24 protein-coding genes are annotated in these 25,677 nt (G+C 63.1%); 13 read left to right on the top strand and 11 right to left on the bottom strand.

Translation table 11 applies throughout. From position 1 onward, the window contains the following. Window positions 1-330: 330 nt before the first annotated feature. From AC1TQG_RS26715 to AC1TQG_RS26735, 5 genes are all read left to right on the top strand, one after another. The gene (locus tag AC1TQG_RS26715; RefSeq protein WP_482141952.1) at window positions 331-1,428 is read left to right on the top strand and encodes an alpha/beta hydrolase; all 1,098 of its coding nucleotides are present in this window, start codon (window positions 331-333) and stop codon (window positions 1,426-1,428) included. A gap of 83 nt (window positions 1,429-1,511) precedes the next feature. After that, window positions 1,512-2,714, top strand: coding sequence for an oxygenase MpaB family protein (locus AC1TQG_RS26720; RefSeq protein WP_482142143.1), 1,203 nt, complete (start codon window positions 1,512-1,514; stop codon window positions 2,712-2,714). Then, the gene (gene hmgA, locus AC1TQG_RS26725) at window positions 2,711-4,051 is read left to right on the top strand and encodes a homogentisate 1,2-dioxygenase (RefSeq protein ID WP_482141953.1); all 1,341 of its coding nucleotides are present in this window, start codon (window positions 2,711-2,713) and stop codon (window positions 4,049-4,051) included. The genes AC1TQG_RS26720 and hmgA overlap by 4 nt, the downstream gene beginning before the upstream one ends. Then, window positions 4,048-5,523 (top strand): aldehyde dehydrogenase family protein, encoded by a 1,476-nt coding sequence (locus tag AC1TQG_RS26730; RefSeq protein WP_482141954.1) that lies wholly within the window; start codon window positions 4,048-4,050, stop codon window positions 5,521-5,523. Before hmgA ends, AC1TQG_RS26730 begins: the two co-directional genes overlap by 4 nt. A gap of 54 nt (window positions 5,524-5,577) precedes the next feature. Next, window positions 5,578-6,645 carry a lipocalin-like domain-containing protein gene (locus AC1TQG_RS26735; protein ID WP_482141955.1) on the top strand — a complete coding sequence of 356 codons (1,068 nt, stop codon included), beginning with the start codon at window positions 5,578-5,580 and terminating at the stop codon, window positions 6,643-6,645. 88 nt (window positions 6,646-6,733) lie between these two features. Here AC1TQG_RS26735 and AC1TQG_RS26740 read toward each other — a convergent pair whose 3' ends face one another. Further along, a complete protein-coding gene (locus AC1TQG_RS26740) occupies window positions 6,734-7,315 on the bottom strand; it encodes an FKBP-type peptidyl-prolyl cis-trans isomerase (RefSeq protein WP_482141956.1) in 582 nt (193 codons plus the stop codon). A 138-nt stretch (window positions 7,316-7,453) separates the two neighbouring features. Here AC1TQG_RS26740 and AC1TQG_RS26745 point away from each other — a divergent pair, with 138 nt between their 5' ends. The 3 genes from AC1TQG_RS26745 to AC1TQG_RS26755 all read left to right on the top strand — a co-directional run bounded on the left by AC1TQG_RS26745 (window position 7,454) and on the right by AC1TQG_RS26755 (window position 10,718). Next, window positions 7,454-8,680, top strand: coding sequence for an amidohydrolase family protein (locus tag AC1TQG_RS26745; protein WP_482141957.1), 1,227 nt, complete (start codon window positions 7,454-7,456; stop codon window positions 8,678-8,680). A gap of 96 nt (window positions 8,681-8,776) precedes the next feature. Further along, window positions 8,777-9,616, top strand: coding sequence for an SDR family NAD(P)-dependent oxidoreductase (locus AC1TQG_RS26750; RefSeq protein ID WP_482141958.1), 840 nt, complete (start codon window positions 8,777-8,779; stop codon window positions 9,614-9,616). 19 nt (window positions 9,617-9,635) lie between these two features. Further along, window positions 9,636-10,718: a phosphotransferase family protein gene (locus AC1TQG_RS26755; protein WP_482141959.1), complete on the top strand. Its 1,083-nt coding sequence runs from the start codon at window positions 9,636-9,638 to the stop codon at window positions 10,716-10,718. A gap of 16 nt (window positions 10,719-10,734) precedes the next feature. On the opposite strand, the gene AC1TQG_RS26760 is transcribed toward AC1TQG_RS26755, so the two are convergent. The 8 genes from AC1TQG_RS26760 to AC1TQG_RS26795 form a co-directional block, all read right to left on the bottom strand. Further along, a complete protein-coding gene (locus AC1TQG_RS26760; RefSeq protein ID WP_482141960.1) occupies window positions 10,735-12,057 on the bottom strand; it encodes an ANL family adenylate-forming protein in 1,323 nt (440 codons plus the stop codon). 164 nt (window positions 12,058-12,221) lie between these two features. Further along, window positions 12,222-12,653, bottom strand: a complete 432-nt coding sequence (locus AC1TQG_RS26765) for a PaaI family thioesterase (protein ID WP_482141961.1) — start codon at window positions 12,651-12,653, stop codon at window positions 12,222-12,224. A 27-nt stretch (window positions 12,654-12,680) separates the two neighbouring features. Next, the gene (locus AC1TQG_RS26770) at window positions 12,681-13,808 is read right to left on the bottom strand and encodes an NDMA-dependent alcohol dehydrogenase (protein WP_482141962.1); all 1,128 of its coding nucleotides are present in this window, start codon (window positions 13,806-13,808) and stop codon (window positions 12,681-12,683) included. A gap of 30 nt (window positions 13,809-13,838) precedes the next feature. Further along, complete coding sequence (locus AC1TQG_RS26775; protein WP_482141963.1) at window positions 13,839-15,419, bottom strand: class I adenylate-forming enzyme family protein; 1,581 nt, start codon at window positions 15,417-15,419, stop codon at window positions 13,839-13,841. Further along, the gene (locus AC1TQG_RS26780; protein WP_482141964.1) at window positions 15,412-16,917 is read right to left on the bottom strand and encodes a class I adenylate-forming enzyme family protein; all 1,506 of its coding nucleotides are present in this window, start codon (window positions 16,915-16,917) and stop codon (window positions 15,412-15,414) included. Before AC1TQG_RS26780 ends, AC1TQG_RS26775 begins: the two co-directional genes overlap by 8 nt. Further along, window positions 16,917-17,708, bottom strand: a complete 792-nt coding sequence (locus tag AC1TQG_RS26785; protein WP_482141965.1) for an enoyl-CoA hydratase/isomerase family protein — start codon at window positions 17,706-17,708, stop codon at window positions 16,917-16,919. Before AC1TQG_RS26785 ends, AC1TQG_RS26780 begins: the two co-directional genes overlap by 1 nt. After that, window positions 17,699-18,502, bottom strand: a complete 804-nt coding sequence (locus AC1TQG_RS26790) for an enoyl-CoA hydratase/isomerase family protein (protein WP_482141966.1) — start codon at window positions 18,500-18,502, stop codon at window positions 17,699-17,701. Before AC1TQG_RS26790 ends, AC1TQG_RS26785 begins: the two co-directional genes overlap by 10 nt. Window positions 18,503-18,580: 78 nt before the next feature. Beyond that, on the bottom strand, window positions 18,581-19,399 hold the full coding sequence (locus AC1TQG_RS26795; protein WP_482141967.1) for an enoyl-CoA hydratase/isomerase family protein: 819 nt from the start codon (window positions 19,397-19,399) through the stop codon (window positions 18,581-18,583). Between the two features lie 170 nt (window positions 19,400-19,569). On the opposite strand from AC1TQG_RS26795, the gene AC1TQG_RS26800 reads away from it, so the two are divergent. Genes AC1TQG_RS26800 through AC1TQG_RS26815 form a run of 4 tightly spaced genes read left to right on the top strand, consistent with a single transcriptional unit; the run spans window position 19,570 to window position 23,201 of the window. Beyond that, window positions 19,570-20,745, top strand: coding sequence for a thiolase family protein (locus AC1TQG_RS26800; protein WP_482141968.1), 1,176 nt, complete (start codon window positions 19,570-19,572; stop codon window positions 20,743-20,745). Between the two features lie 46 nt (window positions 20,746-20,791). Continuing rightward, on the top strand, window positions 20,792-21,553 hold the full coding sequence (locus AC1TQG_RS26805; protein ID WP_482141969.1) for a crotonase/enoyl-CoA hydratase family protein: 762 nt from the start codon (window positions 20,792-20,794) through the stop codon (window positions 21,551-21,553). Window positions 21,554-21,605: 52 nt separating this feature from the next. Beyond that, window positions 21,606-22,376, top strand: coding sequence for an SDR family oxidoreductase (locus AC1TQG_RS26810; RefSeq protein WP_482141970.1), 771 nt, complete (start codon window positions 21,606-21,608; stop codon window positions 22,374-22,376). A gap of 27 nt (window positions 22,377-22,403) precedes the next feature. Further along, entirely contained in the window at window positions 22,404-23,201 is a 798-nt protein-coding gene (locus AC1TQG_RS26815) for an SDR family NAD(P)-dependent oxidoreductase (RefSeq protein ID WP_482141971.1), read from the top strand. A gap of 21 nt (window positions 23,202-23,222) precedes the next feature. On the opposite strand, the gene AC1TQG_RS26820 is transcribed toward AC1TQG_RS26815, so the two are convergent. Together AC1TQG_RS26820 and AC1TQG_RS26825 are read right to left on the bottom strand one after the other, a co-directional pair. Then, window positions 23,223-23,414: a ferredoxin gene (locus tag AC1TQG_RS26820; RefSeq protein WP_482141972.1), complete on the bottom strand. Its 192-nt coding sequence runs from the start codon at window positions 23,412-23,414 to the stop codon at window positions 23,223-23,225. Further along, window positions 23,411-24,643 (bottom strand): cytochrome P450, encoded by a 1,233-nt coding sequence (locus AC1TQG_RS26825; protein ID WP_482141973.1) that lies wholly within the window; start codon window positions 24,641-24,643, stop codon window positions 23,411-23,413. The genes AC1TQG_RS26820 and AC1TQG_RS26825 overlap by 4 nt, the downstream gene beginning before the upstream one ends. 179 nt (window positions 24,644-24,822) lie before the next feature. Here AC1TQG_RS26825 and AC1TQG_RS26830 point away from each other — a divergent pair, with 179 nt between their 5' ends. After that, window positions 24,823-25,611, top strand: coding sequence for an SDR family oxidoreductase (locus AC1TQG_RS26830; protein WP_482141974.1), 789 nt, complete (start codon window positions 24,823-24,825; stop codon window positions 25,609-25,611). Window positions 25,612-25,677: the final 66 nt, after the last annotated feature.

Consider the following 25,677-nt stretch of genomic DNA (forward strand, 5'->3'; position numbering starts at 1 on the left):
CCTCGAACATACATTTGAGTCTAGATGGGAGCTCTGACAATCGACGGAGTCCGTGTGAGTGTGGTCGTTCCGATCGTGAAACCACGTTGGGCGAGTCTCCCATTGCCGATTGTGGCGGGCGGGCCAGGCATCCGGTGATGGCAGCTCTTCCGTTTGGATAGAACATACCCTTCGGTATGGTACGTTCGCGATCTGTGATCTGGATCGCAATACCCGCCATGTCTTGATCACGCGAAGTCGTGTGCCACGCCGAACAGGAAGTGAGCCCAACGTTTGACGATCGGTGACAGTTTTCAGCGAATCCCGTTTGAGCCCGCCACGGATGGGCGGGTGGAAAGCCATTCGGGTCTGACCCGCCACTATCCGACCTTGCCCGCCAATTTTGTGACGCCAGAGGGGTATTCGAAGCGTGTTGGCCTGATCATGGCCCATCCCGCGTCCAATTTTCTGACCCATTTTCTGCTCCGCGGATTCGCTGAAGCGGGCGTTCCGATCATGAGTATCAACACCCGATACAGCACCAACGAGCCGGCGTTGATCATGGAACGGGCCGCCCTGGATCTCGGTTGTGGTGTGCGGTGGATGCGCGAAGAGCTGGGATTCGAGAAGGTCGTCATACTCGGTTTCAGCGGGGGAGGGTCGCTGGCCGCGTTCTACCAGGCCCAGGCGTTGAACAACGATGTCACGCAAACGCCCGCGGGTGATCCGGTTGACATGTCCGCACTGGTGCCCGCTGACGGGCTTGCTCTCATCGGTGCGCATCCGGGCCGCGCAAGGGTGTTGCGGCATTGGATCGATGGCTCCGTGGTCGATGAATCGAATCCCTTTGAGACCGACGTGCACCTGAATCTCTACAACACGCGACGAACAGTTCCGCTGGATCCGGCCTGGGTGGAGGAATACCGCAACGCGCAACTTCGTCGGATTCGCCGCATCGACGACTGGGCTCTCGACCAATTGGGAGTGCTCGACCGACATGGCGCGGCTGATCGGGCATTTGTTGTCCATCGCACCGTGGCCGACCCGCGGTTTGTCGACCTCACAGTCGATCCCAGCGACCGCGCGATCGGGAGCATGTACGGCGACCCTGCTGCGGCGAACATGGCGGCCGGTGGCCTCGCCCGGTTCAGCACGGTCCGATCGTGGTTGAGTACCTGGAGTTTTGATCGCACCAACGCCGATGCGCTGCGCAATCTGAAGGCGGTCACAACACCGACAACGGTGGTTTGCCTGCGCGCCGATCAGGCCGCATTTGTCAGTGACTCGCGCGATATGTACGAGGCATCAGCAGATCCGCAGGCATCGCTGACCGAACTCGACAACCTCAACCACTACCTCGTCGATCAGCCCGGTGGCCTGCCGATGATCGTCGAAGACTTGAAGTCCTGGCTCATCAAACGCGAACTTGCAGAGGGATTCGAATCGTGACCATCGACGAAACCGCGGTGCCGACAGTCGAATCCGGCCCGGCAATCGCAAGCCATCCGACTGCTTTCTGCTACGAGGAGGGAATGAACTCTCCGGGTGTCCAGCGGGCGCAGATGTTGGTGCGCAGGATCTTCGGTGCCGAGATGTTCCCGACGCAGCGGCAGATCGACGACATCTGTGCCGACATGTTCACGGCGGATCCCGTTGCGGAACGGTTTGTCGACGAGGTCTTCTACGGCGACATCGGGCCCACCCGTGGGCGTGCGATGCTGCAACAGGCATTGGCTGAGGGTATTTCGTCGCTCGCCGATCCACCGGAGTCGATGGTGGCCCTGTTCGACGAGTTCGAGCATGTACCGGACTGGGTGGATCCAGAGATCGTCGAACGGGGTGCGGCGATCTGGCGGCGTTGGGGCACAATGTTGTTCAGTGTTGCCGGCGGGATCACCCTCGAGATGTACACCGAATCTTCGGTCGCGACCCCGCTGTCGCTGGCAGGCGGATATGCCGGTGACAACGCGTTGCGCAGATTCCTGGAAACGGCGAGATTCTGGATCGACGTGTCGGAACCGGAGGCGCTGCTGACCCGTGGCAGCAAAGGCCGTGAAACCGCGATGCTGGTGCGCGTGATGCATGTGTCGGTGCGCAGGCGAGTGGCCGACCACCCCGAATGGGATACCGAGAAGTGGGGTATCCCGATCAGTCAGACCTACATGCTGCTGACGCTGCTCGGCGGCAGCGTGGCGCCTGCGCTCGCCCTGCGGCTGGTCGGAATACAGACGCCTGCAAGCGAAATCCGCGAGCTGATCCACTTCCAGAAGTACATGGGGCACGTCCTCGGAGTGCGGACCCGGTGGCATCCGGAGACCATTGCCGACTCACTGCGGCTCCTTCTGCTGGTCGCGGTGTCCCGCAGTCACGATGCAGGTGATCACGGTGCCGAACTCATCGAGTCCTTCCCGAGGGCGTTCGCTCCACGTTATGGGCACACCGGATTGAAGAAGTTCAGGGAAAAGTACAACGGCACGATCTATGCGGCGTATTCGGCTGTCTTCATGATGCCGTGGACCCGAAAGAAGTACGACATGCCAGGCGCCGTCCCGGGACTACTGTGGTTGATTGCACGACTACCGGCGGTGACGGTCTACGAAATACTGCGACGACTCATTCCGCCGTTGGCCCGTCGTCACGAAAGTCTCATGCGCCGCCACCGGGAGAACTGGTATCGCGCACAGATGGACGGCCGGGAGTCGGAGTTCGACGCCTCGGGGGCGCTGCGGCGATGACTGGGTCGAAGGGCAAGGCAGAGTCGAACAACAAGGCAGAACTGCAGTACCTGACCGGTTTCGGTAACGAGCACTGGTCCGAGGCGATCCCCGGTGCCCTGGTCACCGGCCAGAACTCACCGCAGCGCGCACCGATGGGTCTGTACGCCGAACAGATCTCGGGCACCGCCTTCACCGAACCCCGAACCATCAACCGGCGCACCTGGATGTACCGGATCGTACCGACCGCCGCGCACCGCCCGTTCGCCCGGATCGATGACGGCAGGCTGCGCAGTGCTCCGATCAGCACACCTGCTGACCCGAATCGGTTGCGCTGGGATCCATTGCCCGCGCCGACCGGATCGGTCGACTTCCTCGATGGCATCTATACGATCGCCGCAAACGGGGATGTGCTGACGCGCAACGGAATCGCAGTCCACCTGTACTCTGCGACAACTTCGATGACTGACCGCTACTTCTCGAACGCCGATGGTGAACTCCTCATCGTCCCGCAATCCGGTGAGCTGACGATCCGCACCGAACTCGGGGTGCTGGATGTCGGTCCGGGCGAGATCGTCGTCATCGGACGCGGCATCAAGTTCTCCGTCGACATCGCCGATGGCCCGGTGTCGGGGTATATCTGCGAAAACTACGGGGCCTACTTCGAGCTGCCGGAGCTCGGCCCGATCGGCGCCAACGGTCTGGCACACGCACGGCACTTCCATCATCCCGTTGCGGCGTACGAAGACACGGCGCGCAATGTGCAGTGGGTCAACAAGTTCGGTGGCCACCTCTGGGCCACGGACCTGGATCATTCTCCGCTGGACGTGGTGGCGTGGCACGGCAGCCACGGCGTCTACAAATATGACCTGGCACAGTTCAACGTGATGGGGACGCTCGGCTGGGACCATCCCGACCCGTCGATCTTCACGGTGCTGACGTCGGTGTCAGAACGACCGGGGCAGGCCAATGTCGACTTCGTGGCATTCCCGCCGCGTTGGGTGGTGGGGGAGCACACCTTCCGGCCACCGCACTTTCACCGCAACGTGATGACCGAGTTCATGGGTCTGATCTACGGCGTCCACGATTCGAAGGCCGAAGGCTTTGTTCCCGGTGGATCGAGCCTGCACAACATGTTCGCCGCGCACGGGCCGGACCTGCAGACCTTCGAGACCGGTAGCAACGCCGAACTCGCACCTCAGAAGTTCGACAACTCATTGGCTTTCATGTTCGAGACGCGGTGGCCGCTGGTGGTCACCGAGTTCGCCATGGCGGCCGCGCACCGGCAGAACGACTACGACGGCGTCTGGTCCGGTCTGCACCGCAACTTTCAACCACCGACAAGGGAGTTCTCATGACCGCTGCAGCAGTCCGGCCGAAATCACCCGTGCTCCCCGAGGCGGGTTTGCGGATCGGTGGACGGGTACGTCCATCGGCAGGCGGGCAAACGTACCGATCCATCAATCCGGCCGACGAATCGTTGGTCGTCGAACTCCCGGCCGGCAATGCCACCGATATCGATGAGGCCGTCAGCGTCGCTCGCACAGAGTTCGAAGAGGGCGAGTGGGCAACCATGCCCGCACATGAGCGGGGTCGGGTGCTGTCCCGGGTGGCAGACCTGATCGAGGCCGATGCAGAAAACATCTCTGCACTGGAATCGGTCGAGATGGGCAAGCTGTATGTGGACACCGTGAACGGTGATGTCCCGGCCGCAGCCGCCGTGTTCCGGCATTTCGGGGGATGGGCCGACAAGATCCAGGGATCGACCGCACAGCTACCGGATATCGCCGGGCAGCACCGGTTCGGATTCACGCTGCGGCAACCGGTGGGCGTTGTCGGTGCGATCACCCCTTGGAACAATCCGCTCGTCATCGCCGCGTGGAAGCTCGCACCTGCACTTGCTGCCGGATGCACCGCGGTCATCAAACCCGCTGAGGACGCGTCGTTGTCGACCATCCGCCTGGCTGAATTGTTCTCCGAGGCAGGACTTCCCGACGGTGCGCTCAACGTGGTGACCGGGCTCGGTGACGAAGCGGGCGCTGCGCTCGCCGGACATGCTGGTATCGACAAGATCTCGTTCACCGGTTCGGCGCGGGTCGGCAAGCAGATCCAACCGCTGGCCGGCGACAAGTTCCGCAAGATGACATTGGAGCTCGGCGGGAAGTCGCCGCAGCTCATCTTCCCGGACGCCGATCTGGACGCGGCGATGTTCTGGATCGCGATGGGCAACTTCTACCACCAAGGACAGGTGTGCGCGGCCGGTACCCGAGTCCTGGTCCACGAGTCGATTGCCGATGAGGTCGTCGACGGCTTGACCGCGGCTGCGCGCGCTGCGGTGATCGGTGATCCGATGGATCCGTCGAGCACGATGGGAACGATAGTGAACCGCAAGCAGCTGGACCGGGTGATGGGCTACATCGAGAAAGGCAAGCAGGAGGCCGAGCTGATCACCGGCGGCAACCGGATCGATGGTCCCGGCTTTTTTGTCGAACCAACCGTCTTCCGCGGGACCAACGACCTGACGATCGCTCGCGAGGAGATCTTCGGCCCGGTGGCCACCGTCATCACCTTCCGCGACACCGATGAGGCTGTGCGACTTGCCAATGCGACGAAGTACGGGCTCAACGCGATGATCTACACGTCGAGCCTGTCGACGGCACATTCGGTGATTCCGCGGCTTCGGGTGGGCATGGTGTGGGTCAATGGCTGGGGTGTCCCCGAGCCGCAGCTCCCGTGGGGTGGTCGCGAGGCGAGCGGGTACGGGCGCGAACTCGGTCAAGCAGGTCTGCTCGCACATACCGAGGAAAAGACCGTCCACCTGGCCTTCTGATCCCGGTCGACCAAACGGCCAGACCGCGATCAATACCAACAACGGAGTGAGATCATGACAACCGTGGACATCGTCGAAGCATGGAACGGCCCCGGCCGCAAGGACGGGGTGATCACCGATGCAACACCGAAAAACAATGCGGTACATCTCAGTTCAGGTGGCGCGGCATTCGAGCATTGGTACTTCGATGCCCAGCTCGAGGACGGCCACACCGTCGTCGCGTTCCTGAACAAGCGGCGGCCCGAAGATCCCCCCAAGTGCAGGCCGTGGGTCGAGATCATCATCTACGCCCCGGACGGAACCCGGCGGGAGATCGCCAAGAAATACCCGCGCGGGGAGTCGTTTTTCTCCGAAGAGAAGTGTGATGTGCGGATCGGCAAAAACACTGCTCGGGTGAGCTTTCCGGAGGATGGCGGGCTGCCGAGCTACCACGTCTTCATTCAGGAAGAAGACGTGACGTTCGACCTCACGTTCACAGCCGAATTGCAGCCATGGATGCCGGGTCGTGGTGAAACACACTTCGGCGCAAAGCATTCCTTCGGCTGGATTGTCGGTGCACCCCGCGCACGTGTCACCGGAACCGTGAAGCTGGGTGCGTTGACCCTCGATGCGAACGGACGCGGCTACGCCGACCACAACTGGGGTGTCGGCGATATGAAGCGTGTCATCGACTGCTGGCATTGGGGCCGGCTCTATGTGGATGACTACTCACTGCTGTACGCATCGGTCAAAACGCAGGAGAAGTTCGGATCGCATGCGATCCAGCCACTGATGCTCGCTCACAACGATTCCATCGTCCTGAGCACCGGAGAGGTCGAGTTCACCACCGGGCCGACAGCGTTCGACGAGGTGGCGAATCGTAGTTATCCCACCTGGATCTCGCTGGAGGTGCCAGGAAGTCTGGAGCTGCGTCTGGATGTCCAGCGTGTTCTCCATGCGCACGACTTCCTCGACGATATTCCGGTGATCGGCAGCAAGCTGCTGCGCCCGCTCGCGTACCGACTGATCGGGCATCCCGGGTATTTCCGGTTCCAGTCGACGTTCGACCTCAAGATCATCGACGGGGAGCAAACCCACCATCGCACCGGGACGACCCTCCACGAACTGGTTGCCCTGCGCTGACCGCACCCGCAGATGCTCCACCTATACGAAGACGCTCCACATACTTGTGGAGCGTCTTCGTATAGGTGGAGCGTTTAGGGGGTTGTGGTCAGCCGGTTACTTCGAGGATCTTGATTGCGAAGATCAGGGTGTCGTCGCCCTCGATGCCGGCGCCGGGATTGCCGCTCGCGCCGTACCCGTCGTCGGGGGTCATCGCCACGGCGACGGTGGAGCCGACCTTCTGGCCGGCGATGGCCTTCTGGAAGCCTGTGACAACACCGGTCAGCGGGAATTCGACGGGTGCACCGCGCTCGTAGCTGCTGTCGAACACGTTGCCGTCGCGGCCGTCGACTCCCATGTAGCAGACGGAGACCTCTGCGGTCTCGGCCACGATGTCACCGTTACCCTCGGTCAGCGTCTGAACAGTGGTCTCATCCACTGAGAAAGGCTCCGTGACAGTCACTTTGGGAGCCGCTGAGTCAGTCGAACCGGTGACCTCCACCGCGCCGGTCGTGCCATCCAAGGTCCATTCCGGTGCGACATCGCCGGCCGGTTCCGCCGTGGGGCACGACGCCACGGAAGATGTGGCGGCGGCCGAATCGCTCGACGAGTTGTCGTCGGAGCCGCAGCCGGCGAGCAGCAGCAGTGAGGACGAAGCCACGAGGGCCATGGAGAGGCGCTTGGAGATCATAGGAGAAAACTTAACAGTCCATCATCGGGCCTCCGGTCGGCGGCGGTGGACAACCCCACGTGACCGCAGCTACTGTGAAGGCAACCGCAAGCCTAACAGTATCGCTTTGTGGAACGAACCTTTCAGTGGAGGTGCACGGTGACGACGGTTTCAGAGGGTCGGCAACGCAGCAAGGTTTCCTACGACCGCCCGGTTGACTGCGACAACCACTACTACGAGAAGATCGACGCCTTCACCCGCTATCTCGACCCGAAGTTCAAAAGGCGCGGCGTCGAGATCATCACCCGGGGCACCCACACCGAACTGCTCGCCGGTGGCCAGTTGTTCGAGTTCGTGCCCAATCCCACGTTTGATCCGGTGATCGTTCCGGGCTGCCTCGACGCACTGTTCCGCGGCGAGATCCCGGAGGGTGTGGACCCGCGGAGTCTGTCGAAGGTCGAACCGCTCAACGCTGCATATCAGGATCGGGATCTGCGGCTGGTGATGATCGAGAAGCAGCAGATGTCGGGTGTGATCTTGCTGCCGACGTTGGCCTGCGGTGTAGAAGAAGCCCTCAAACACGACATACCGGCAACGATGGCGAGCATCACCGCCTTCAATCGGTGGCTGGACGAAGACTGGGGCTATGCCTACCAGGGCCGGATCTTTGCGACTCCGATGCTGTCGTTTGCCGACCCCGACGAGGCTCTCAAAGAAATCGATCGCCTGATCGACCGGGATGTGCGCATCGTCTCGGTCCGCCCGGCGCCGATACCGGCCGGCCATGGAACGTCCAAGGCGTTCGGTGATCCGCGATACGACAAGGTATGGGCCAAGCTCGCCGATGCCGACATCCCGGTCGCATTCCATTTGAGCGACAGCGGCTACACCGAGTTTCTGGGTGCGGCCTGGGGCGGACCACCGAAGTTCGCTCCGTTCCGCTACAACGACCCGCTGGCATCGGTGGTCGTATCGGACCGGGCCATCCACGACACGATTGCCAGCCTCGTCATCGGTGGCGTGTTCACCCGCCATCCGAAACTCCGTGTGGCGAGCATCGAAAACGGTTCGGACTGGGTGCATTTGCTACTCAAACGGTTGCGCAAACTCGCCAACCAGGCGCCGTGGCTGTTCGCCGAAGATCCCGGGGACACCTTGCGCAGACACCTGTGGGTCTCGCCGTACTACGAGGATGACGTCCCGAAACTTGTGGAGGTCATGGGATCCGACCGGGTCATGTTCGGGTCGGACTGGCCGCACGGCGAGGGGCTTCAGACCCCACTCGACTTCGTCCACGAACTCGAGGGCTTCGGAGAGGCCGAAGTCGATCAGATCATGCGGACCAATGTGCTGGACCTGATGGGCATCGAGTACCGAAGGGTCTAGGCAGCAGCTGAAACATCCTGGCGTCATGGCAATTTGGGCCCAATCGACGGCCGAAAGCGCACGTATTGCTGTTGGGCTTACCGTATGGTTGCGCACATGAGTGGAACGTTTGCAGGCAAGGTCGCAATTGTCACCGGCGGCGGCTCCGGAATCGGTGCGGCGCTGACCCGCGCTCTGGTGGCAGCGGGTGCCGACGTCACCTGTACCGACATCGACGCTGATGCCGCCCGCGCTGTGGCGACGGGGGCGGCAGGCGACGGAACGGCTCGCGGCGAGCGGCTCGACGTCACGGACGCGGCGGCCGTGCAGGCTGTGGTCGACAGTGTTGTCGAGCGTCGTGGCCGGCTCGATCTGATGTTCAACAATGCCGGGATACTCTTCGGCGGCGACACCGAACTGCTGACTCTGGACCAGTGGAACACCATCATTGATATCAACATCCGCGGTGTGGTGCACGGTGTTTCGGCGGCATACCCGGTGATGATCCGACAGGGGGCCGGTCACATCATCAATACGTCGTCGATGGCGGGGCTGGTCGCGACCGGCCAGATCACCAGCTATGTGATGACCAAGCATGCGGTGGTGGGACTGTCGCTCGCCCTGCGTACCGAGGCTGCCGCACACGGTATCGGTGTCTTGGCGATCTGCCCCGGTGCCGTGGAGACACCCATCATCGAGAAGGGCGCTGTCGGCGACTTCGATGGCCGCGACTTCTTCCAGCAAGGCCAGGGAACCAAGCACTTTCACGATCCGGATCGGCTGGCACGAGACACGTTGCGGGCCATCGAACGAAATCGCGCATTGCTGGTGACACCGGCCCGCTCGCGGATGGCCTGGATATTTGCACGGCTTGCACCGGGCCCGATGCAGAAGATGTCCATTCGTTTTGTGGCGCAGTCCCGCTCCGCACACAGCAGTAACAGCCTGCAGAAGTGATCACCAAAGGAAAACGCCCATGAGTGCGACGCTGTCGATCCCGCGGTATCCCTCCGACGTCACCAACACCTGGCTGTCAGGGGTGCTGAGTGCCGGACGCGCACCGGTGACGGTGGCCGAGGTGGCGGTCAGCCCGATCGGCACCGGGCAGACCGCTGCGACCTACCGGATCAATGCCACGTACACCGCAGGCCGCGCAGACCTGCCCGACAGTTTTGTGCTGAAACTCCCGGCCCAGGACGACAGCGTGCGCGACGGTCTGGTGTTGGGGTACGTCAGCGAATGTGCGTTCTATGACTCGGTTGCCGACCTGGTACAGATTCCGATCCCGCGGTGCTATCACAATGAAATCGCCGATGGCGGAAAGAACTTCGCCCTCTTGCTCGGCGACGAGGTCGATGCGGTGCAAGGCGATCAGATCCGCGGTTGCGGGCAGGAGCAGGCGCTGGCAGTGGCCCGGGCGCTGGCCGGACTACATGGACCCACCTGGTGCGATCGCGCCTGGCATGACTTCTCCGGCCTGGCCTTCGCGACGAAGGAAGTTGCCGCCATTTCAGGACTGAGTGACGTGGCGCAGCTGAGCGCCGCCATGACCATCGACAAACTCGGCGACCGATTGTCGGCCGCGGACCGCGAGACCCTGACCGCCGCGATGGGCATGGTCAAACCCTGGCTGAGTGATTCTCCGGAACGTTTTGCGCTGTTGCACGGCGACTTCCGGCTGGACAACATGCTGTTCGGTGCCGACGGAAAGCTGACCGTGGTCGACTGGCAGACGCTGGGTGTGGGACTACCGGCCCGCGATCTGGCGTACTTCGTCGGAACCAGCGTCGAGTCGGAATTACGCGCCGCCATCGAAGAGGGTGTGGTCGACGCCTATCACCAAGCGCTCATCGGCTATGGAATTGCTGACTACTCACTCGAAACATGTTGGCGCGACTACAGGTTCGGCATGCTGCAGACCCTGCTGATCACCTCGCTGGGTTGCGCGTTCGCAACCGGCACAGACCGTGGAGAGAGGCTGTTCGAGGTGATGTTGCAACGTGGGTGTCAGGCGATCCGTGACCTGGGCAGTCTGGAGCTGGTCGCCGCTGCTGCTTGAAACGCAGCAGGCTGATTCATGAGTAGAACGCGGCGACGTCGTTCACCTGCACCTTCAGTGCTGCGTTGCGGGGCAACTCGTCGACGATCGTGATCACCACCGGGACGTGGTGGCTCGGCAGTGACTCGCGGACCAGATCTTTCAAGGATTCTTCGGTGGGTACCGGTAGTCCGGCGCGGACCTCGACGGCGGCAAAAGGTACGTGACCGAGCAGTTGATCTTCGACACCGACGACTGCCGCGTCGAGCACCGACGGATGTCGGAGAAGCACGCTACGGACGGTTTCGGGAAGGATCTTGAATCCACCACGGTTGATCGCGCCATCGCCGCGTCCGTGAATGGTCACGAACCCGTCGGAGTCGACCGACGCGATGTCGGTGGTTGCCAGCCAACCGTTTCCGAGTATCTCTGATCGGGCTTCCAGCCGCCCTTGCATCCCGGTCGGTGCCTGCGCCCCGGTGTCGGGGTCGATGATCCGGACCTCGATACCCGGCAACGGCCTGCCGACACTGCCGGGCTTGGACTCGCCGAACTCACGATGCAGGTCCGGTGTCCAGGCGCAGACCGAACCCGCGAATTCGGTTGCGCCGTAGCCCCACAACAGGACTACGTCGTACTTTTCCTCGAAACGCTTGCGCAGCTCTGGATCGAGCGGGCCGGATCCGCCCGGTAGATACTGCAATGACAGGAGATCTTCCGACGGGACATCGGCCTCGAGCACCATGCGCAGGATCGCCGGTTGCACCCCGGTCCGGGCGATCCGATAGGTGCGGACCGCTCGCACCCACTCATCGACGTTGAACTTCTCGAGCAGCACCATGCGCTTTCGGAGAAACGGAGCGGCCAGCAATTGGCAGATCCCGATGCTCCCGAACGGCCAATACACCAGTTCCGGTGGATCATCGGGTGTTGCGTTCTGGCCGATGGTCATGCTCAGCACGGTGTGCTGGAGTGCCTTGGTTGGCAGCGGGAGACGCTTGGGTGGGCCGGTGGTCCCGCTGGTCAGAATGTGGAGTCCGGGCAGGTCGAAGGTGTCGCCGGTGTTTCCGGTCTCGTGGTCGCGCGTCGCCGCGAGTTCGACCGTGGGCTCGGTGAGAGACAACACAATTGCGCAGGCCCCGACCTTGCGGCAGGCCGCGACGACGGGTTCGGTCCAGTCCTGACGGTCGACCACGACAACCGCCGGGCGCAGCGCCTCGATGTCCCGGGCGATGGAGGTCTCGGATTGGTAGGAATAGATCATCGCCATCGGACGCCGTGCCACGATGAAATCGAAGATCGCAGCGGCATGGGGCACCCGGTTGCGGACCACGATGCCGACCGATTCGTGAGCCGCCACCACCCGCTTCGACGAGTGCGTTGCCGATCAATACTCGATAACGGGCGATGTCGTTGCCGGAGTACCACTGCTGGTTGAACTCGATGAACGGGGCATCGCCGTATCCGGCCAGTCGATCATCCAGCTCGGCCGCAAATCGGGTACCGGCATCGATGGTCATCGACTCATCCGAGCTGTGGAGCGGCGTTGTCGACTGTCGAAACCAGCGGCGACTGTCCGCGTACCCGCGCGAAGCTGATGGTTGCGATGGCGGCGAGTTCGTCGGAAGGCCGGGACCTGATCTCGACATCGATGATGACATTGCGTTTGCCGGCGTGCACAATTCGGGCCGTGGCCTGCGCAGCTCCGGCGGTCACCGGCCGTAGATAACGCAGGTGCAGGTCGGAGGTGACCACATTGCCATCGCAGGCGTCGAGGGCAAGCCGGCCGGCCACGATGTCGACCAGCGTTGCCAACAGTCCGCCCTGGATTCCACCCGAGAGGTTGACGACGTGCGGTGCCACCGGCAGTTCCCACGCCATGGCCGCACCGTCGACGGAGGCCTGCCGAAATCCGATCTCATCGAACAACTCGCCAATGGTGTTGGTATAGCTCATGGAGTTCCTTTCGGTGAGGGCGGAAGGTCAGCGGTCAGCATCGGTGAAGCGGATGACACCGCGTAGGTTGCGGCCTTCGAGCATGTCGCGGAACCCGTCGTTGATCTCATCGAGGCGGTACTCCCTGGTGATCATGTCGTCCAGTTCGAGGTCACCGAGTTTGTACAGTGCCAGTACCTCGGGTATGTCGTACTGCGGGTTACCTCCGCCGAAGATGCTGCCCTGCAGGGTCTTCTGTAGCAGGGTCAGCATCGACATGTTCAGCGACGTATCGGCCGACTTCGTGTCGCCCATCGCGGTCACCACGCAGGTGCCTCCCTTGGAGGTCACCCACATCCACGACTCGACGTCGCGGCCCTCGCACCGGCCGACGGTGACGATGACCTTCTTGCACATACGGCCGTTGGTGGCCTCCGCGATGTCGGCGAGCGCGGTTTCGACATCGGCATAGACGTGGGTTGCACCGAAACGTTTGGCCTGGTCGCGCTTCCATTCGACCGGATCGATGGCAAACACCCGCCGGGCCCCGGAGATCACCGCACCCTGGAGTGCGGCTGTCCCGACACCGCCGATACCGATGATCGCCACGTCGTCACCGGGCCGGACGGCGGCCGTGTGGACAGCGGAACCGTAGCCGGTTGTCACACCGCAACCCACGATGGCCGCGACGCTGAACGGGATCGACGGGTCGATCTTGACCACCGACGTTTGATGTACCACCGCGTACGGCGCAAATGTGCCGACGAGCGACATGGGAAATACGTTCTGGCCCTGCGCCTGTACCCGGAAGGTCCCGTCGGACACCGACGCTCCCGACAGCAGGCCGGCGCCGAGGTCGCAGAGGTTGCGCATGCCGGACTGACAGGACTGACATCTGCCGCACGACGGGATGAAGGACATCACCACGTGGTCACCGACAGCGAGGTCCTCGACACCGTCCCCGACCTCGGTGATGATGCCGGACCCCTCGTGACCACCGAGGATGGGGAAGTCGGCCATCGGGATGTCGCCGGTGACGAGGTGGTGGTCGGAATGACACAGGCCGGCGGCCTCCATCTGCACCTTCACCTCACCGCGGTGAGGATCCCCGATCTCGATGTCCTCGATTGCCCAGGGCTGGTGGAAGTCCCGGAGCAGAGCGCCCTTCGTCAACATGTCAGACCCTTCATTTGTTCGACTGTGTTTTCAGTTACCGCCGGCAGTGGTGCACAGCAGTTCACGGAGTTGTGGCGCCGGGACCTTGCCGGTGCCGCCACGCGGGATGTCGTCATCCGAATCGACAAGGAGCCACACGGTGGGCACCTTGAACGAACTCAGCGCTGCGGCCGCCGCGGCCCGCAAATCTTCGACCGAGGTGGTGGAGGTGTCGCAGACGATCGCTGCGCCGACTTGCTGTGCACCGCCGACCGGCACATCGGTGACGTACGCCGCCTGGATGCCTGCGATACCGCGCAGCGCCTTCTCCACCTCACTCGGGTATACCGAGGCGCCACTGACCTTGAACATGTCGTCGGATCGGCCGTGGTAGAACAAGAATCCGTTGTCATCGAGGTGGCCGAGGTCGCCGGTGGGGTAGAAGCCGTCGGGCGTGAAGGTGTCGTCGCGACCTCGCAGGCAGATCCCGCGCAGGATATGTGGCCCGCGGACCTGGATTTCTCCGGTTGATCCGGTTGGTACCGGTCCGCGCTCGGACATGATCCGAACCTCCATGCCTGCGAACGGCTTTCCGCAGCTACCCCAGGCGGACCGGGGCATATCGGTATCCGCCGGATATCCGCAGTAGGGACCGAAGGTCTCTGTCATGCCGAACAGGCGGGCCCGGGCACCGGGTGCGGCCCGTTGGCCGGCGGGCAGCAGGGCATCAAGACTGCCGACGACGAGCGAGGACAGGTCGGCCCCGACAATCTGCTGGTGCCGCGCGAGTGCCTCGGCCTGATCGGGCCAGCCGCGAAACAGTGTCACCCGTTCACGTTCGAGCAGGCGCAGCGTGGCCTGCGGCCGGGGGATCTGCTCGGTGACAAGTGTTGCGCCGGCGAGCAGTGTCGAGAGGACACCGCTCCCGAAACCTCCGACCCAGAAGAACGGCATCGGAACGTAGAGGCGGGTATCGGCGGTGATGCATCGGTCGGCGAGTCCGGATACCACCGCACCGAGCGCGCCGGCGTGCGAGTGGAGAACACCCTTGGGGATGCCGCTGCTGCCGGAGGTGAAGGTGATGACCAGCGGATCGTCGTGATGCACGCTATCGGCCAGCGCGTCGACCAGTTGTCCCGCCGTCAACGGCTCGCCTGCTCGGGGCAGGTCGTCATCGGTCCAGACCCGTCGCAACGAGGGCAGTGCGGGGTGGTAGAGAATCCGGTCGGTGAGGTCGCCGGTATCCAGCGACGTCTGTAGATCGTCCAGATAGCGGTGTCCACGGAACTCGCGCACGCCCACCAGGTACTCGATCGAGGCAACGTCGCACTGCGCCAGCAGTTCTCGCGGCGACAGCAGGGTGCTCAGTGGGACCAGTACGGCCCCGATCCGGGTGAGCGAGAGCGCAACCTGTACCCAGCGGACACTGTTGGGCATGATCACCCCGACTCGGGAACCCTTCCCGACCCCGGCCTCGATGAAGCCTGCGGCCAGCTCCCGGGTTGAGGCATCGAGGTCGCGGTAGGTGATCCGATGGTCGGGATCGATGACGGCCGGCTTGTCCGGGTACTGTGCGGCAACGGATTTCACCAGCCACTCGACAGTGAGTGCTGTGGCCTGTGGATCAGACATGCGCACCCCCGACGTCGAAGTGGCGGCGGACGGCGCCGAGATCTGCCTTACCGGAAGGGGTCCGGGGTATCTCGTCGACGATGGCGATCTCGGTGGGGATCTCGTAGCGGGCCAGCATCTTCTGGAGGTATTCGGACAGTGTGTCGGCATTGACCGATCCGTCCGGACGCAGTTCGACCATGGCCACCGGGGTCTGGCCCAATCGCGGGTCTTCGCGGCCGACCACGGCGGCACCGGCGATGGCGGGATGACGTTCGAGTGCCAGTCTCACATCGTCGGGCATCACCTTGAATCCGCCGCGGATGATCGCCTGATCGGCTCGGCCGAGGATCCACACGAAACCGTCGGGGTCGATGCGACCGAGGTCAGTGGTCCGCAGCCAGGGTGCCGAGGCGCCCATCTGACCCGGTTTGACCTCGAGCACCCCGGGTAGGTCGGGGTCAAGCGGTATGCCGTCGGCATCGACCACACGTAACCGCGCGCCACCGGATGCCCGACCCACACTGCCTCGCTTGCTCTCCCAGTACTGCTTGTGGTCAGGCAACGTCCAGCCGGCCACACCGCCCCCGAATTCTGTTGCCGCATAGGATGTCAGGACCCGAATCCCGAACTTCTCGGTGAACGCCTCGGCGTCCTCGACCGACAGCGGCGCGGTACCCGAGGTGACCGCCTTGATGCTGCGCAGGTCATCGCGGGTCAGATCCGAATGCAAGACCATCCGTAAGGCGGTGGGGACCAGGGAGACTGCTCGGGGCCGGTGGGTGCGAACGGCATCGGCCCACCGATCGAGATCAAAGCGCGGCAGCAGCACAAAGGATCGGCCCTCAGTGACACATTGCAGTACCCGGTAGATTCCGCCGATGTGCACCAGTGGCGCATTGACGATCGCCACCCCGTTGCGCAGCTCGGTGGGTGACGACGACCAGGTCCGGTCAGAACCCATCACGCTGCGCGCCAACATGTTGTAGGTGATGTCCACTCGCTTCGGTGGTCCGGTGGTGCCACTGGTCAGCATGTGTACTGCGATGTCGGCCTCCATGGGCTCGCGGTCCACGCTGATCCGGCCGGCTTCGCGCAACGCAGGCGGGCTCGCCAGGTCGGAGATGGTCGCGACGGTTGAATCAGGTTTCGGTGCAACCAGTGTGGTGATGTCGTCGGCGGCACCGATGATCAGAGGCAGGTTCAAGGCGCTGATGTCGGCTCGCGTGCGATCGTCGCCGCGTGACGGGTTGATGACCACCACGCTGCCGCCTGCCATCAACACACCCAGGAGGGTGGCCACGTGTGCAGGTTGATTGCGAAGGAGGATTCCGACGCGGCGGTCGACGCCGGAGCGGTGGACGAGGTCGCTGACCCGGTCGGCGAGTGTGGCGAGGTCGCGCCATGTCGACCAGATGCCCTCGTGTTCGATCGCCCGCGTATCCGGTTGCAGGGCCAGGACATCGGCGATGCGCCGGCCCAACGCGTGCCGGGTAGAGACCTCGGTCGGGTCGGTCATCAGCGGATCCTCGGTGTCTGCGTGGTGGCAGGTGCGGCGGCAAGTTCTTCTTTGCCGATCGGATTGCCCAACCGGGTGTAGATCAGGCCCTGGTCCATGGCGGCACGATACGGTTTGTCGAGCGATTCCCAGATCGCCTTCACCGTGCCCTGCGTGGCGGTGGGTGGTTTCGCGGCGATGGCTGCGGCGATGGCGTGGGCCCGCTGCCAAAGTTCCTCGGCCGGAACCACTTCGGTGACCAACCGGATGTCCAACGCGGTCTGCGCGGTGACCCGCTCGTCGTTGCCCATCAGTGCCATCCGCAGGGTGTCGCCCAGCCCGACCCGCCGCATCAGCCCGATGGGTTCGAGAGCCGATACCAGACCGGCAGAGACATGTGAGTCGAAGAATGTCGCATCGGATGAGCAGATGACGACATCGGCCTCGTTGACGAAGTAGAACGCACCCGCGGTACACATACCCTGCACCGCGCAGACCACCGGCTTCCACACCTTTTGCCACTTCGGGCTGAGCAACTCACCGGGATCCTCGTGATTCCAGACGATGTCTGGTTGGCCGTACGTCGATTTCACGTCGAGTCCGGCACTGAACGCGCGGGTTCCGGCGGCCCTCAAGACCACCGCGTTGACCCGGTTGTCATTTTTGACCGTCTGCCAGATCTCGGCCATCTCGTGGCACATCGTCCGATTGAACGTGTTGAGCTGGTCGGGCCGGTTCAGGGTGATGGTGGCAACTCGGTCGGTCGGATCGACCTCGAGTAGAAGGGTGTCGAATGACCTGCTCATCGGCACTGCCAATGGGGTGCGCGCTTCTCGGTGAAGGCCAGGGGACCTTCGAGTGCGTCCTCGGTGCGGGTGACACGCTCGCGGAATGATTCGGCCAGCATCTCGGCTTCGTGGAGCGGGAGATCAAGGCCCTTGATGATCGCCAGCCGGGTACCCCGGACAGCCAGGGGCGCATTCGAATTCACGACCGCGGCGATCTCGTGCGCACGTTCGAGGAGCCGGTCGTGTTCGACAACCTCACTGACCATCCCGAGTTCGTAGGCCCGCTGCGCGCTCATTCGCTCGTGCTTGCCCATCAAGGCCATCCGCAGGGCAACCGATCTGGGCAGGACCCGGGCCAGGCGGACCGTTTCGCGGCCTGCGACCAGACCGATGCTGACGTGGGGATCGAAGAAAGTCGCTTTGTCGGAGGCGATCACGATATCGCCGGTGGTGACCCAGTCGAGTCCGGCTCCGCAGCACAATCCGTTGACCGCGACCACAATCGGTTTGGCCGTGGTCCGAAACGGTGGGGTGCCCTCCTGCGGTGCTTCCCACTGTTCGTAGGTCGACAAATACGGACGTTCGTTGATGACCTTGCCGTCTCCGGGGATCTCCTTCACGTCGGCTCCGGTGCAGAATGCCCGCCCGGTTGCCGTGACGATGGTGAGCCAGACGTTGTCGTCGTTCTCGGCTTCGTCGTAGGCGCCACGCAGTTCGGTGATCATGTGCGGGCTGAGCGCGTTGAGTGCTTCCGGACGATTCAGCGTGATGGTGGCCGTGTGGCCGTCGACCTCATACTTGATGCAGTCGAACGACATTGGTGCTCCTTCGGGTCGGTGGCAACGGGTGCTCCCTTCGGTCGGGGGCAATGGGTGCTCCCTTCGGTCGGGAGATGGTCATCGCCCATCGAAGTCTGGTGTCCGGCGTTCTTTGAACGCTGACAGTCCTTCTTTGAAATCGCTTGTTCTGCAGGCCAGTTCCAGGGCCGATAGTTCGTGGTTCATCGTTTCGGTCAGAGATGCGCCCTGACCGAAATTGATCGATGCCTTGGCCAGGCCGATCGCGACGGTGGGTCCGCCTGCGAGGCGGTCGACCAGATCGGTGGAGATCTTGTCGATCTCGGTGGCGGCGACGGCGCGGTGGATCATGCCCCACTCCGCGGCCTGGGTCGCGGTCACCTTCTCGCCGAGCAGCAGCATCTCCTTGGCCCGGGCGACGCCGATCAGCCTCGGAAGCAGCCATGTGGCGCCGGAGTCGGGTGTGAAGCCCCTCGCCATGAAGGGCTCGGCGAAGACGGCGCCCTCATCGGCGACCGTGAAGTCGGCTGCCAGCGCCAGATTGCAACCCAGTCCGGCAGCCCAACCCTGCACGCTGCAGACCACGGGGAGGTGAATGGTGGTCACCAATTCGATCACCCGGTGCGCGGTATGGGGGATTCGGCGGATGAGATTGCCTGCGCGGGGCCGCTGATCGGTCTTGTTCGTTGCCACCCAATCCGAACCGGCACAGAAGTGGTCGCCGCTCCCACGGATATGGACAACACGCAGGGAGTCATCGGTTGCAGCGTCGGTCAACGCCTTCACGAAAGTGTCGATCATTGCGTGGGTCATGGCATTTCGCCGGGATGGGCGATCGATCACGATGCGCAGAACTCCACCGTCAGCAGAGACCGTCAGTTCTCCATCGGTCGGATCCGGCGGGTTCAAGTCGCCCATGGTGTAGTCCACACCTCTCTGCTGTGCCGCGGTGAACCGAAGGCGTCGGTCAGGTTCCAAATAAGCATACTGTTACTCCTACGGTAGATGCTACGATTTGGTTTCGCCGCTTGTGATCATCACGCTGCGCCCGCTCGCGGGGACGCGGCCCGAGAGCCCGAGGTTGGAAAATGCCCACACCCGTCATCGTTGGTGCAGCCAGGACAGCGATCGGCAGATCGTTCAAAGGTGCGCTCGTCAACACACCTGCCGAGGCACTCGCAACCGCCGTCCTTCCCGAGGTTGTACGCCGCGCCGGCGTCGACCCCGCTGCAGTCGACGACGTGATCCTTGCCGAGTCGCATTACGGCGGTGGCGACCTGGCGCGCTACGCCGCGGTCGCCGCGGGGATGGAGACCGTGCCCGGACAGGCGGTGAACCGGCACTGCGCGGGCAGTCTCACCGCCATTGGCAACGCAGCGGCGCAGGTCGGATACGGGATGGAGCGTGTGGTGGTCGCCGGTGGTGTGCAATCACTGTCGACGGGTCCGGCGATGAAGTGGCGGATCCCTGGTCCGGAGCTGGAGTTCAAAGAGGGCTGGATGCCACCGAGCCATCCGGAGACGCCGGACGCACCGACCCTCGACATGTCGATCACCGTCGGCTGGAACACGGCAAAGGCGGTCGGCATCAGTCGCGCCGAGATGGACGCCTGGGCACTACGTTCGCATCAGCGTGCGATCGCCGCGATCGACGCCGGAAAGTTCACCGACGAGATCTTCCCACTCAAGATCGAACTGCTCGATGGCACCGTTGTCGACTTCAGCGTCGATGAACATCCTCGGCGCAACAGCAGTTTGGAGCGGTTGGCGGCGCTGCCGGTCCTGCATCCCGAGATCGAGGGCTTCTCGATCACCGCGGGCAACAGCAGCGGGATCAATGACGCCGCGGCCGCCGTGGTTGTGGTGGACGAGGACTACGCGCTGGCCGAGCGCCTTGAGGTATTGGGCACTGTAAAGGCCTGGGCTGCTTCGGCGCTCGCTCCACGCGATACCGGACTCGGGGCAGTCGCGGTGATCGGGAAGGTCCTCGCTCGCGCGGGCCTTGCAGCCGGGGACGTCGACCTGTGGGAGATCAACGAGGCATTCTGTTCGGTACCGATCGCGGCCGTGCGCGAGTACGGGCTCGACGAAGAACGGGTCAACTTCTCCGGAAGTGGCGCCAGTCTCGGCCATCCCATCGCCGCGTCCGGCGCGCGGATGGTCACCACGCTTCTGTACGAGTTGAAGCGACGGGGCGGCGGTATCGGAGTCGCGGCCATGTGCGCAGGCGGCGGCCAGGGTGGCGCCGTGCTCATCGAGGTCTGAGACGTCATCGAGGTTTGAAACACACACATCCAACGAGGGGTAAGGCATGTCAGACGAGGTCATTGTCGAGCGTCGCGGGCGCACATTGGTCATCACCATCAACCGTCCGGACGCGCGAAACGCGGTGAACCTGGCGGTCAGTCAGGGGCTGGCCGATGCGGTCGATGAACTCGACAGCAGTCCGGAGCTGTCGGTCGCGGTGCTGACCGGAGCGGGTGGCAACTTCTGTGCCGGTATGGATTTGAAGGCTTTTGCCGCAGGGGAGATGGTGCACATCAAGGGCAAGGGGATGGGCTTCACCGAGAAGCCGCCGGTCAAGCCGATCATCGCGGCCGTGGAGGGTTACGCACTGGCCGGTGGAACCGAACTCGTGTTGGCCACAGATCTGGTGGTGGCATCGAAGACAGCAAAGTTCGGTATCCCAGAGGTCAAGCGGGGTCTGGTGGCCGCGGGCGGCGGTTTGCTGCGACTGCCTGATCGCATCCCGTATCAGAAGGCCCTGGAACTGGCATTGACCGGCGACAGCTTCACCGCCGAGGAAGCCGCCGGATATGGATTTGTGAACGTTGTCGCCGAACCCGGTGAGGCACTGGACAGGGCACTGGAACTCGCCGAGAAGATCACCGCCAACGGTCCGCTCGCGGTCGCCACCACCAAAGAGATCATCGTGAAATCTCGTGGTTGGAGCGAACAGGAGATGTGGGAGAAGCAGATGGAGCTGATCATTCCGATCTTCGGTTCCAAGGATGCTCAGGAAGGCGCTGTGGCCTTCGCAGAGAAGCGTAAGCCCAACTGGTCGGGCGAATAGTCCTCGTCCATTCTGCAAACACTTTGTAACACTTCACTTCTAGGAGATATCCGTGTCATTTGAAGGTCAGTCAGTACTTGTCACCGGAGGCGCGGGCGGCCTCGGCGCGGCAACCGTCCGCAAACTCCACAGCGAGGGTGCCGCCGTTGTCATCGCCGATCTGGCCGATGACAAGGCGCTGGCACTGGCAGAGGAACTGGGCAACAAGGTCGCCTACGTCCGGACCGATGTGCTCGACGACGACGCGGTTGTCGCCGCCATCGCCAAAGCCGAAGAGCTGGGCGACTTCCGATCCGTGGTGATCGCTCACGGCGGCTTCGGGGTCCTGGAAAAGGTGGTCAACCGCGACGGCACCCCGCATACCAAAAAGGGTTTCACCGACACGATCGCGCTGTACCTGACCGGCACGTACAACGTGCTGCGGCTGGCGGCGGCGAACATCGCCACTCGTGAGCCCAAGGCCGACGGTGCCCGTGGCGCGATCGTGATGACCAGCTCGATCGCGGGATATGAGGGACAGATCGGCCAATCCGCCTATGCCGCAGCCAAAGGTGGAGTGATCTCGTTGACGCTGACCGCGGCCCGCGACCTCAGTGCCGTTGGCATCCGGGTGAACAGTATCGCTCCCGGCACCATGCGGACCCCGCTGATGGAATTGCTCGGCGAAGAAGGACTGGCGAAGTTCGCTGCTTCGGTGCCCTTCCCGAAGCGGCTCGGCCAACCGGACGAGTTCGCGGGACTGGCGCAGTACCTCCTGGAGAACACCTACATCAACGGCGAGGTCGTCCGCATCGACGGGGCGCAGCGGTTCGGGCCGAAGTAACCCCCTAGAGCGCAGGGATCGAGAATCATGGATCTCGGATTCAGTGGTGCCAGTGCAGTGGTGGCGGGTGGCGGCCGGGGCATGGGCCTGGCCGTCGCCCGCTGCCTTGCCGAAGAGGGTGCGCGCGTTGCCGTCCTGGCCCGGACGCCATCCGACCTCGATCGCGCCGTCGCCGAACTCACCGTATCCGGTTGCCCCGATGCGGTCGGCCTGGTCGCGGATGTCCGTGATCGGGCGCGGGTGAGCGAGGTCTTCGTCGAGCTGGGGCAGCGGTGGGAAGGCCGACTCAATGTGCTGATCAACGCTGCAGGCCCGAATGTCCAGGGCGACTTCGAGACACTCACCGACGAGCAGTGGCAAGCCGGATTCGATGACGGTGTGATGGGGATGGTCCACACCGTCCGGGCGGCACTTCCGCTTCTGCGACAAGCCGAATGGGCACGGGTGGTGAACTTCTCGGCCGGTTCGACACAGCGGCAGAGTGTCCGGCTGCCGGCCTACACGGCGGCAAAAGCGATGGTCACCAGTATCTCCAAGAACCTGTCGCTGTTTCTGGCGCCGGACGAGATCATGGTCAACGTGATCTCTCCGGGCAGCGTGGCGTCGGATTCATTGATCGCATGGGCCACATCGGTGGGTGTCGACAGTGACGATCCCTATCAGCTGATGGCGGCGATCGACAAACACTTCGGGCATCCGGCGCACCTGCCGCGGGCCGGGCTGCCCGATGAAATCGCACGTGTTGCAGTATTTTTGGCCTCACGTGCCAATTCGTACATGACCGGGGCGAATGTGAACGTCGACGGTGGCACCGACTTCACCTGATCTGCACTCGACCACCGAAGATCATTCAGCGATCGAAATGGCCTGACGGGGGCATTTTCGAACCGCTTCTTTGATCAGATCCAGGTTTTCGGGGGTGACCTCGGGGTGCAGGACGGTGAGCATGTCGTCATCGCCGAGTTCGAAGACCTCCGGGATCACGGCCATGCAAAAGCCGTTGCTTTCGCACAGCCCGAAGTCGACCTGCACTCTCATCGGATCACCCGGACGGGTACGTTGCTCCATCCGGCCACATTCTGCATGGTCACCCGCTTGCAGCTGTCCGCGTCGACCGTGAACTTCGGCATGAAATCGAGCAGCCGATCGATCGCGATGGTGCTCTCCATACGCGCGAGTGCGGCACCGAGGCAGCTGTGGATCCCGTACCCGAAGGCGAGGTTCTGCGCCTCGCTGCGGTCGCGGTCGATGTTGAAGGTGTCGGGGTCGGTGAAGGCCTCTGGATCGCGGTTGGCCGAGCCGCCGAGGAGGAACACCGGCTTGCCTGCCGGGATGGTGACGCCGTGCAGTTCCACTTCTTTGAGTGAATACCGCACGTTGTACTGAGCGGGGGCCTCGTAGCGCAACAACTCCTCGATCGCCGCCGGGATCTTGCTGCGATCTTCTCTCAGCATCTCCCATTGATCGGGATGCTTGGCGAAGAGTACGCCAACGTTGCCGATGAGTTTTGCGACGGTTTCGGCACCTGCTCCGCCCAACAATGTTGTGAAACTGGCGATTTCGATGTTGTCGAGGCGTGTTGTGCTGCCATCTTCGCGTTCGATCTCCGCGTTGACGAGCTTGGTGAGCATGTCGTCTTGTGGATCTGCGCGTCGCTCCTGGGCGAGCCCGTAGTAGAGCATCGCCGTGTCGATGGCGCACTGCAGCCCGGCCTCCGACATCTCGACCTGGCCGGGATTGCGATGCAGCATCTCGTCGACCCACAACCGAACCTGTTGCCTGCTCTCGGCAGGCACTCCGAGCATCCGCGTGATGACCTCCACCGGAAAATACACAGAGAAGTCTTGGACGAGATCGAACTCGTCCGGATCGACCTCGCCGAGAAAGCGATCCACCTGTTCGGTGACCATCGGCTTGAGTGCGTTGATCGCCCGCGGCGTGAACACCTTGCTGAGCAGTCCGCGCATATGGCGGTGGTCGGGAGGATCCATCACGATGATCGACTTGAACTTCTCGGCTCCGCCGACGCGGACCTGCGCGAGGTCCACACCGCGCGCGGACGAGTAGGTGGCAAAGTCGGTGAGGCCGTGTGCCACATCGGCATGCCTGCTCAGTGCGTAGAAATCGTATTCCTCGCTGTAGTAGACCGGGGCTTCTTCACGCATCCGCCGGTAGGTGTCGTATGCACCGTCGAAGAACTCTTGCGAGAACGGATCGAATACGAGTTTGGCCCCGAACGTGGTTCGCCCAGATTCGAACTTGGTCATACTTCCTCCACCGCTGTGCCGCACGACTGCCGGGGCAGCGCCCACTGTTGCCTGATACCGTAAGCCATACTATATCTGTTTCACGTGCAAGCCAAGAAGTCTTGGCTTATTGCCCAGCGCGACCAACATGTTTACTGTTGGGCTTACAGTCAATCGTACGACGACGGGGTTGTGGCGACATGAGCAGTGCACAGCAGCGCAGAGTGGTGGTTGTGGGAGCCGGGTCGGGGATCGGCGCGGCGACCGCTGCCCACTTCGATTCGCGGGGGGATTACGTTCTCGCAGTTGATGTCAAGCCGAATACGACACCGGCGTCGGAACATCGCCAGGTTGATCTGCGTGATCCGGCGGCGATCACGGCGTTTCTCGCTGACATCGGTTCCGGCTGGGATCTGCTGGCACATGTGGCCGGCGTACCCGGGACGGCGCCTGCAGGCGACGTGCTGCTGGTCAACTACCTGGGCATGCGTTTGATGACCGCCGGAATGCTACCGCTGCTGAACACCGGCGGCTCAGTTGTCGTGGTCGCTTCGGTGGCGGCTCTTGGCTGGGAGCAGCGGGCCGCTGACCTCGTCGGACTACTCGATGCCACAGAACCGGCCGCGGTCGTGGCATGGCAGGCGACGCAGGATCCGAACTATCCCGTCTACAGCACCTCGAAACAGGCGGCGATCCTGTTCGCGAAACGGATTGCGGGCCCGGCGTTGTCGAAGTACGGGGTTCGGGTCAACATCGTCAGCCCTGGGCCCACCGAGACCCCGATCCTCACCGACTTCGAGGCGTCGATGGGCAAGGACGTGCTTGATTCGGTGAAGGCCACCGTTGGCAGACATGCAGGCGTCGAGGACATCGTTCCGGTCATCGACTTCGTCGGTTCACCCGGAGCCGGCTGGATTGTGGGACAAGACATTCACGTCGACGGTGGATTCATCTCGTCGATGATGGCCGGGCCACCGATCGCGCTGTAGCGGGGTCCGTCACGAAGTCCGGCGGAGACGATTCTCCAAAGTGTCAGCCAAACAACAAGATCCAGG

This window comes from Williamsia sp. Y844, assembly GCF_056786475.1.

Bases quoted from the DNA above. Each gene is read 5' to 3' on its own strand.
- AC1TQG_RS26735 (WP_482141955.1), top strand. From the start codon at position 5,578: ATGACAACCGTGGACATCGTCGAAGCATGGAACGGCCCCGGCCGCAAG.
- AC1TQG_RS26755 (WP_482141959.1), top strand. From the start codon at position 9,636: ATGAGTGCGACGCTGTCGATCCCGCGGTATCCCTCCGACGTCACCAAC.
- AC1TQG_RS26740 (WP_482141956.1), bottom strand. From the start codon at position 7,315: ATGATCTCCAAGCGCCTCTCCATGGCCCTCGTGGCTTCGTCCTCACTG.
- AC1TQG_RS26825 (WP_482141973.1), bottom strand. From the start codon at position 24,643: ATGACCAAGTTCGAATCTGGGCGAACCACGTTCGGGGCCAAACTCGTA.
- AC1TQG_RS26830 (WP_482141974.1), top strand. From the start codon at position 24,823: ATGAGCAGTGCACAGCAGCGCAGAGTGGTGGTTGTGGGAGCCGGGTCG.
- AC1TQG_RS26815 (WP_482141971.1), top strand. From the start codon at position 22,404: ATGGATCTCGGATTCAGTGGTGCCAGTGCAGTGGTGGCGGGTGGCGGC.
- AC1TQG_RS26720 (WP_482142143.1), top strand. From the start codon at position 1,512: ATGAACTCTCCGGGTGTCCAGCGGGCGCAGATGTTGGTGCGCAGGATC.
- AC1TQG_RS26750 (WP_482141958.1), top strand. From the start codon at position 8,777: ATGAGTGGAACGTTTGCAGGCAAGGTCGCAATTGTCACCGGCGGCGGC.
- AC1TQG_RS26820 (WP_482141972.1), bottom strand. From the start codon at position 23,414: ATGAGAGTGCAGGTCGACTTCGGGCTGTGCGAAAGCAACGGCTTTTGC.
- AC1TQG_RS26765 (WP_482141961.1), bottom strand. From the start codon at position 12,653: ATGAGCTATACCAACACCATTGGCGAGTTGTTCGATGAGATCGGATTT.
- AC1TQG_RS26780 (WP_482141964.1), bottom strand. From the start codon at position 16,917: ATGACCGACCCGACCGAGGTCTCTACCCGGCACGCGTTGGGCCGGCGC.
- AC1TQG_RS26795 (WP_482141967.1), bottom strand. From the start codon at position 19,399: ATGGGCGACTTGAACCCGCCGGATCCGACCGATGGAGAACTGACGGTC.
- AC1TQG_RS26730 (WP_482141954.1), top strand. From the start codon at position 4,048: ATGACCGCTGCAGCAGTCCGGCCGAAATCACCCGTGCTCCCCGAGGCG.
- AC1TQG_RS26775 (WP_482141963.1), bottom strand. From the start codon at position 15,419: ATGTCTGATCCACAGGCCACAGCACTCACTGTCGAGTGGCTGGTGAAA.
- AC1TQG_RS26805 (WP_482141969.1), top strand. From the start codon at position 20,792: ATGTCAGACGAGGTCATTGTCGAGCGTCGCGGGCGCACATTGGTCATC.
- AC1TQG_RS26790 (WP_482141966.1), bottom strand. From the start codon at position 18,502: ATGTCGTTCGACTGCATCAAGTATGAGGTCGACGGCCACACGGCCACC.
- hmgA (WP_482141953.1), top strand. From the start codon at position 2,711: ATGACTGGGTCGAAGGGCAAGGCAGAGTCGAACAACAAGGCAGAACTG.
- AC1TQG_RS26800 (WP_482141968.1), top strand. From the start codon at position 19,570: ATGCCCACACCCGTCATCGTTGGTGCAGCCAGGACAGCGATCGGCAGA.
- AC1TQG_RS26770 (WP_482141962.1), bottom strand. From the start codon at position 13,808: ATGTTGACGAAGGGCGCTCTGCTCCGGGACTTCCACCAGCCCTGGGCA.